General features: G+C 69.4%; 7 protein-coding genes. 4 read left to right on the forward strand and 3 right to left on the reverse strand.

Features of this window, described 5'->3' with window-relative positions:
- Nucleotides 1–298: 298 nt before the first annotated feature.
- The 3 genes from ACWD4U_RS32895 to ACWD4U_RS32905 all read left to right on the forward strand — a co-directional run bounded on the left by ACWD4U_RS32895 (nt 299) and on the right by ACWD4U_RS32905 (nt 2,015).
- On the forward strand, nt 299–469 hold the full coding sequence (locus ACWD4U_RS32895; RefSeq protein WP_363461199.1) for a hydrophobic protein: 171 nt from the start codon (nt 299–301) through the stop codon (nt 467–469).
- A gap of 230 nt (nt 470–699) precedes the next feature.
- Nucleotides 700–1,725, forward strand: coding sequence for a YihY/virulence factor BrkB family protein (locus ACWD4U_RS32900; protein WP_363461201.1), 1,026 nt, complete (start codon nt 700–702; stop codon nt 1,723–1,725).
- Complete coding sequence (locus tag ACWD4U_RS32905) at nt 1,722–2,015, forward strand: hypothetical protein (RefSeq protein WP_363461202.1); 294 nt, start codon at nt 1,722–1,724, stop codon at nt 2,013–2,015. The genes ACWD4U_RS32900 and ACWD4U_RS32905 overlap by 4 nt, the downstream gene beginning before the upstream one ends.
- Nucleotides 2,016–2,187: 172 nt before the next feature.
- Here the strand turns inward: ACWD4U_RS32905 and ACWD4U_RS32910 are convergent, their stop codons facing one another.
- Nucleotides 2,188–2,322, reverse strand: coding sequence for a hypothetical protein (locus ACWD4U_RS32910; protein ID WP_363461204.1), 135 nt, complete (start codon nt 2,320–2,322; stop codon nt 2,188–2,190).
- Nucleotides 2,323–2,367: 45 nt separating this feature from the next.
- Here ACWD4U_RS32910 and ACWD4U_RS32915 point away from each other — a divergent pair, with 45 nt between their 5' ends.
- Nucleotides 2,368–2,598 (forward strand): hypothetical protein, encoded by a 231-nt coding sequence (locus ACWD4U_RS32915; RefSeq protein ID WP_363461206.1) that lies wholly within the window; start codon nt 2,368–2,370, stop codon nt 2,596–2,598.
- On the opposite strand, the gene ACWD4U_RS32920 is transcribed toward ACWD4U_RS32915, so the two are convergent.
- Together ACWD4U_RS32920 and ACWD4U_RS32925 are read right to left on the reverse strand one after the other, a co-directional pair.
- Nucleotides 2,588–4,039: a pre-peptidase C-terminal domain-containing protein gene (locus ACWD4U_RS32920; protein WP_363461208.1), complete on the reverse strand. Its 1,452-nt coding sequence runs from the start codon at nt 4,037–4,039 to the stop codon at nt 2,588–2,590. The genes ACWD4U_RS32915 and ACWD4U_RS32920 overlap by 11 nt on opposite strands.
- A gap of 358 nt (nt 4,040–4,397) precedes the next feature.
- Nucleotides 4,398–6,206 (reverse strand): glycosyltransferase, encoded by a 1,809-nt coding sequence (locus ACWD4U_RS32925; RefSeq protein WP_363461210.1) that lies wholly within the window; start codon nt 6,204–6,206, stop codon nt 4,398–4,400.
- Nucleotides 6,207–6,390: the final 184 nt, after the last annotated feature.

A 6,390-nucleotide genomic window follows, 5' to 3' on the forward strand; every position in this document is an offset into this window, starting at 1 on the left:
CTACCAACGGCACCCCGGCGAGCACGCGACGTCCGCCCGGTCCCTCCGCTCCGCCGGACCGGCTGGACCCGCCGCTGCGCCCTAGGTCGAGCTGCGCCCGCCAGGTGAGCCCTCCTGACCATGGATCAGCGATACCGACAGTCGCACGACAGGCCGGCCGGGACGGCCTCGGGTACAGCCAGGCCGCCTTGGCCCGGCGGGATGCCGCGCACGTGGCGAACGGTCGGGTGAACGCGTGTGCATGCCCGCGCCAAGACGGGGAAGCCGAAGGCCATCACACGACGTGGAGGTCACTCACATGGTTCCCGTTCTTCTCGTTCTCCTGCTGGCCCTGCTCCTGTTCGGGGCGGGCTTCGCACTCAAGATCCTCTGGTGGGTCGCCATCGTGGTCTTCGTCCTCTGGCTGCTGGGCTTCATCGCCCGGGGCACCAACGCCTCCGGCAGCCGCAGCCGCTGGTACCGCTGGTAGTACGCCCGCTCCTGAGCTGCCACCGCCCTGGGCACATCGTCCCGATGCGCCCAGGGCCGCGCTCTCTCCACCGGAAGAAGTCAGCCGCCATGAGTACACCCGCCAGCCCCACCGGCCGGTCAGGCCGGTCGGGCCCGCGCCCCTCGGCTCTGCGGCGAGGGCGGCCGCCGTGTCCGGTTCGCCCACCGAGGCGTGACGGCGTTTCGGCCCTCGTTCGGGAACGGTGGTCCATGAGCGTGCTCGGCAGACTCGACGCCTTCCAACGGCACCACCGCTGGGTGGCAATGACGCTGGGCGTGGTCTACAAGTTCATCGACGACAAGGGCACCTACCTGGTGGCCCTGATCACGTACTACGGCTTCCTCTCCCTGTTCCCGATGCTCCTGCTGCTGGTCACCGTGCTGGGGTTCTCGCTCCGGGGCGACGCCCAGTTGCAGCAGCAGGTGCTGCATTCGGCGCTCAGTCAGTTCCCCGTCATCGGGGACCAGGTCGCGCACAACATCCATTCGTTCCACGGCAGTGGCTTCGCCCTGGGCGTCGGAACCGCGGGCAGTCTGTACGGGGCACTGGGCGTGGCGCAGGCCGTTCAGAACGCCTTCAACACGGTGTGGGCCGTGCCGGAGCATCGCCGGCCCACGGCCGTGGCCGCACGGTTGCGCGGGCTCGCCCTGCTGGGGCTGCTCGGTCTGGCGGTCGGCGCTTCGAGCGTCTCTGCCGCCGTCACCGCGACGGCGCACGGCCTGTCCGCCCGGCTGGAGTGGGGTGTGCGGGTCGGCTGTGTCCCCGCGTCGGTCGCCCTCGAGACCGGGCTCCTGCTCCTCGGCTTCAAGCTGCTGACCCGGCGCCACCTCCGCGTTCGCCTGCTGTGGCCGGAGGCGCTGGCCGCCGCGCTGGCCTGGCAGGCGCTGCTCGCGGTCGGCGCCTACTACGTGGGGCACGTGCTGCGCGGGGCGACCGCCACGTACGGGCTGTTCGGCATCGTGCTGGGCCTGATGGCCTGGATCTACCTGGGCGCCCTCACCCTCGTCGTCTGCGCGGAGAGCGCTGCGGTCCGCACCCGGCACCTGTGGCCGCGCGGCATTGCGGCCCCCTTCGCCGACGACATGCCGCTCACCGGTGCGGACCGCCGCGCCTACACGTCCTACGCCACCGCGGCCGCCTTCAAGACCTGCGAGGACATCAGCGTCGACTTCCGCCCGACCGCGGCCCCGGGCGCTATGGTGCCGCCCGCAACCGATGGACGAGGTCGACGATGACCAAGCGCACCGCCCGTCTGTCCGCCGTCGCCGTGACGGGCGCCGCCCTGGTCGCGGTCTCCGCCGCGGCCGCCTCGGCCGGCAGCGTCTCCGAGTCCTACGACCACGAGGTCACCGCCTCGACGGAGCACGTCTCCTACTCGGAGAGCGAGCACTACTGCTACAGCAGCGAGGACGAGGGCCGGGAGCCCACCGCCTACGGCCGCCACCACAGCGGGTTCGGCCACGGCCTGCTCGGGCGCGGGCTTGGTCATCCTCTGACCCGGCACCACCCCGCCACAACGGCCTGAACACCGGCCACCCAGCGAGTGGGGACGGGACCCTGGTGCACCACACTGCAGGCCCCGCCCCCGGGTGTGCGCGCCGCCGGATCGCCACGCGCACACAACCCCTTCGCGGCAACGCCCCTGCCGGACTGCCCACCATCCCCGGCACCACCCGAAACAGCCCTACCCAGCCCGCTCACGCCCACTGGATGCCGTGTTCGGCGAGGGCGGCGAGTTGATCGGGGGTCAGCTTGTCCCGCCGGCTCTTGGTGTTCGGGTCCGAGCGGGTGAGGGCGGACGGGCTGACCAAGGTCGACGACTTCGACTTCACCGGCCGGGGCGACGAGGTCCTGGTTGTACTCAACGAGGCGAACAGGTGGTCCGCGTCGACTCCGGCGGGACGGTTTGCACGGTGCTCGGGCCGGAGCACGGCCTGGAGAACCCCACCTCGATCGCGGTCAGGGCCGGCACGGTGTACGTCGCGAGCGCCGCGTACAAGACCCACACCGACCCGAACCTGCTCCTCGTCCCGCCTCGACGCCCCCATCGGGTCACGCTGACGGCCGAGCAGCCGCGGTCTCCCTGCTCGCTGGGAGTCAGTTCTTGACGATGCTGCAGGAGTAGGTCGCGCTGCCCGCGCCGCTGTAGGCCTCCAGGTCCGCGTAGTACGTGCCGCTGCTGGTTGCCGTCCAGCTGAGGGACTCGCCGACTCCCTTGCCGTTGTTGACCGAGCGGGTCAGGGTGCTGCCGCTCGAGTTCATGAAGTACAGGTCCGCGTCGTAGGCGGCGGGGATGGTGCAGGTCACGGTGGCGGTCTGGCCTGCAGTCAGGGACAGCTTGTAGTAGTCGCGGTCAGAGGTGGACTTCATGCTGCCGGTGACGGTCGCGGGGTAGGTGAGGCCGGTGATGTCGTCGGCGGCGCTGGTGCTGTCGTTCGGTTCGGCCTCGGTGTACGAGGAGCCCGTGCCGCCGCCGCCCCCGCCGCCGCAATCGGTGATCGGGGTACCGGAGTAGAGGTTGGCGTCGGGGGTGCCGCTGTGCACACTGCGGGTGTAGTAGCCGCAGGAGGGGCGATTCTTGAAGTCGAAGGTCTGTCCGGCGGTCAGGTGCCAGATCTTGAAGTTCGAGTAGGTGAGCGGCTTGCCGGATGCGGCCTGTTCGGGTTGGTGGTCGCCGAGCACGACGTAGGCGTCCGATCCCGAGAGGGTGGCCAGGCCGTTCTTGTCCAGGAACAGCGAGCCGCCGCCCTGCTCGACGCCCACGCCCCATGCCTTGCCGGACGTGGTCAGGCCGTCCTTCACGGCGCGCGCGACGAACGCCATGGTGCGGCCCATGCGGTCGCGGGTGACGAAGTGGGAGTCGTTGATGGTGTCGGCGTAGTTCGGCCAGGTGAACATGCCGGTGGTGAAGGTGACGCTGCTGTCGTAGGGGTTGGCGAGGGCGGTGGGGGAGTCGGTGCTCGCGTTGCAGGCGTCGTAGACGATGGCGCTGTTGATGTGGTGTCCGGCGCTGCCACCGCCGGAGCCGCCGCCCTTGGTGATGACGGACTGGACGGAGGCCTGCAGCGAGGTCCCCTTCCAGGAGGCGTAGACGCACTGGTTGCCGCCGGCGAAGTACACGAACTCGGCGTTGCGTACGTCGGCGTTGACCTGTGAGTTGTTGCCGTCGGCGGCGGAACCGACGACGTCGGTGGTGCAGGAGTTGACGCCGGACAGACCCATGAACACATCGCACTCGGGGCTTTGGCTCGTGCCGGTGGCGGCGGAGTCGGCGAGCACCGTGATGTCCATGCTTCCGCTTCCGCCCGTGATGGCGGCGATCGCCTTTGTCGCGGTGTCGGGAACCACGGCGCCGTCGCCGTTGAAGGTGAACGCGGGGCCGTTCCAGGAGGTGCGGGACACGTCGGTGGAACTGCCGAGGCGGATGCGGGTCACCGAAGCGTGCGCGTGCTGCGGCGCTGCGACTGCGCTCACCCCGGCAGCGGTGAGGGCGAGCGAGAGGAAGGCGGCGGATCTGGCGGACCGGAGTCCGGACAGGGTTGGGCGCATACGAGTCTCCTGTGTGTGGGGCAGCGCAGCCGCGGGGGAGGCTGCGCGTACCGGACGTTACAGCTACCTCGTTGCGTGCAACAGATGTAATTTCCATTCACGTCGCAAAGCTTTACCCAAGGGCTTATGCCGGGGCCGGAGCTCTTTGACAGGTCAGCATCGAGGCCATCACACGGTGCCTGTTGCCGGCCTTGTGGGGGCTGCGCCCAGGGCCCGGCAGGGCATCGATATGTGCGCCGTCCTGACCGAACGTCGGGTTCTGTGCCGACGTCAACCGAGGCGTACGGAGCAAGAGCTGACGCGAAGTCAGGACTTGGACGAGCTGTGCGCAGGCGAGGGAGAGGTCGGTGGATGCCTCTTATCGTCGGCCCGTGGACTGCCGTGGGTATGGTGAAGCCCGCATGAGTTCGTGGTACTCGGCAGCGAGGGACTCGGCCATGGCCGACGCCGAGAAGCGGGCGGTCACACTCTTCTGTCCTGCGGCAGCGATGTCCGCCAGCCCACTGGATGGGAGGCCGAGGAGTTTCGTCAGCCGGTCCGCCAGGGTGCCGACGGAGTCCGTGGGAAGAAGAAAGCCGTTCACACCGTCCTCGATGTAGTAGGAGACGCCACCGCGGAGCGGTCCGGCGGCAGCCAGCCCGGAGTCCATGGCCTCGAGCAGGGCGAGGCCGAACTCCTCCTTCGTGCTGGGGCAGACATACAGGGCGGGACCGGTCCAACGGCCGGAGGCGAGTGCCCGTTCGAGGATCCGGACGTGGCGGTTGGGCAGGGCCGGCCAGATGGCGATGTGGCGGCGGGCATCCGGCTCGCGCGAGAGCAGCTTGCTGATTCTGGCTCGCATCTCCCTCTCGACATGTGTGGAGGCCTCACGGCCCGACCCTCCGATAAGGAGGATCGTGGTCGATCGGTGAAGGCCTGACTCGAGCCAGGCTTCTACGAGCAGGTCCTGCTGTTTGACAGGGTGTAGGCGGCCGACGTTGAGGATCAGGCGCATGGCGCGCGCCGTGTGGTCGATGCCCTCCGGGTGGCTGCCGCCACAGAAGAGCCGAGTCATGAGGGAATCGGTGATCTCGTCGTCGCCGGCGCCAGGAACAAAAGGAGGAATCCCCTCGGGGGGTGCAGCGATCCTTCTTGCGCCGAACGTCTTGGCCAGCTCGGGAAAGTAGCCCGACAGCGCAGGAGAGTCCGTACGAGAGGGGATCGTGACCAGGAGGTCTGAGCGGGCAACGAGGCGGTCGCCGACGAAGATTTTGTGCAGGTCCAGCCTCAGGGCTGAGGCGGGTTCGTCGCCCGATGCAACCGGCACGCCGTGATGCCGCTCTGCCATGGTCCGGTGGGGATCTGGCGTCACGGTGAACACGAACCGCGAGCCGCAGCGGCGAGCCGCGTCCGCCATGGCAAGGGAGCTGTCGTCTGCAAAGCGTGCGTGCAGGAGGTCCGGAGCAGCGCCAGGCAGTTCCAGCAGGCGGCTCGACCACCACGAAATCGCAGCACGGTGGCGGATCGCGGTCGCCGGTTCCATTGCCTCGGCATCGGGCACGGGAATCCTGATCGCCCAGTGGCCGGTGCCGAGTTGCTGAACCAGCGCGTCGGATCCGTGAAGGCCGGCGGAGTCCATGAGGACGACGGTGAGGACTCGCGAGACGTGATCGGTCTGCGCCATGGCATCGCCAAGCCCAGCGATCAGTACGCTCATACCGCCGCTCAGGCCGACGCCTGGCTCGCCGAGTTGCCCCATCAGCATCGACTGCGCTGCGACCAGGCCGCCGCCGGGACGCGCGGGCAGGTTTCGAACGGCTCTCCGGAAATCGGCACCCAGCGCGGTGCCGGGTTCGCACCGCTCCCAGGCCGCCGACAGCAGCAGCAGCTCGTACGGGTCCGACGGACTGTGCGGGCGTCTCGGCAGCACGTGGCGTCCGCCGGGGATTCCGGAGAGGTAACGCAAGGCCGCATGCCGCTCGCCTGGATCTCCGCTCCGTGCGCGGCCGGCACACTCGGCGGCGGTCAACGGCCAAAGAGCGTGCGCATCCGCCAGATCGAGCAGGCACGCGGCCTCTGCGGCCGGCAGCGGAAGAATGAGGCGGCGACGCAAGGCTGACCGTGCCCGGGGCCGGCCGCCGGTGCTGACCGCCAGCGTCCAGGCCTCCGAGAGTGCGCTCTGGACCATCGGCGTCCCGCAGGCCGCAGTCACGAGCCCGAGGGGCGCGCTCGGCGTGCCGTCCCTGACTGCTCTGCGAAGCTGCGCCGCCAGCCGGTGGTCGTGTCCCGTGGGGTGGTGTAGTGGTGGTGCGCCAACGGTCATGAAGTAGACGGGAGTTCGTCGAGGCCGGGGTTGTCGGGGTAGATCTTCT

The organism is Kitasatospora sp. NPDC002522 (assembly GCF_053595195.1).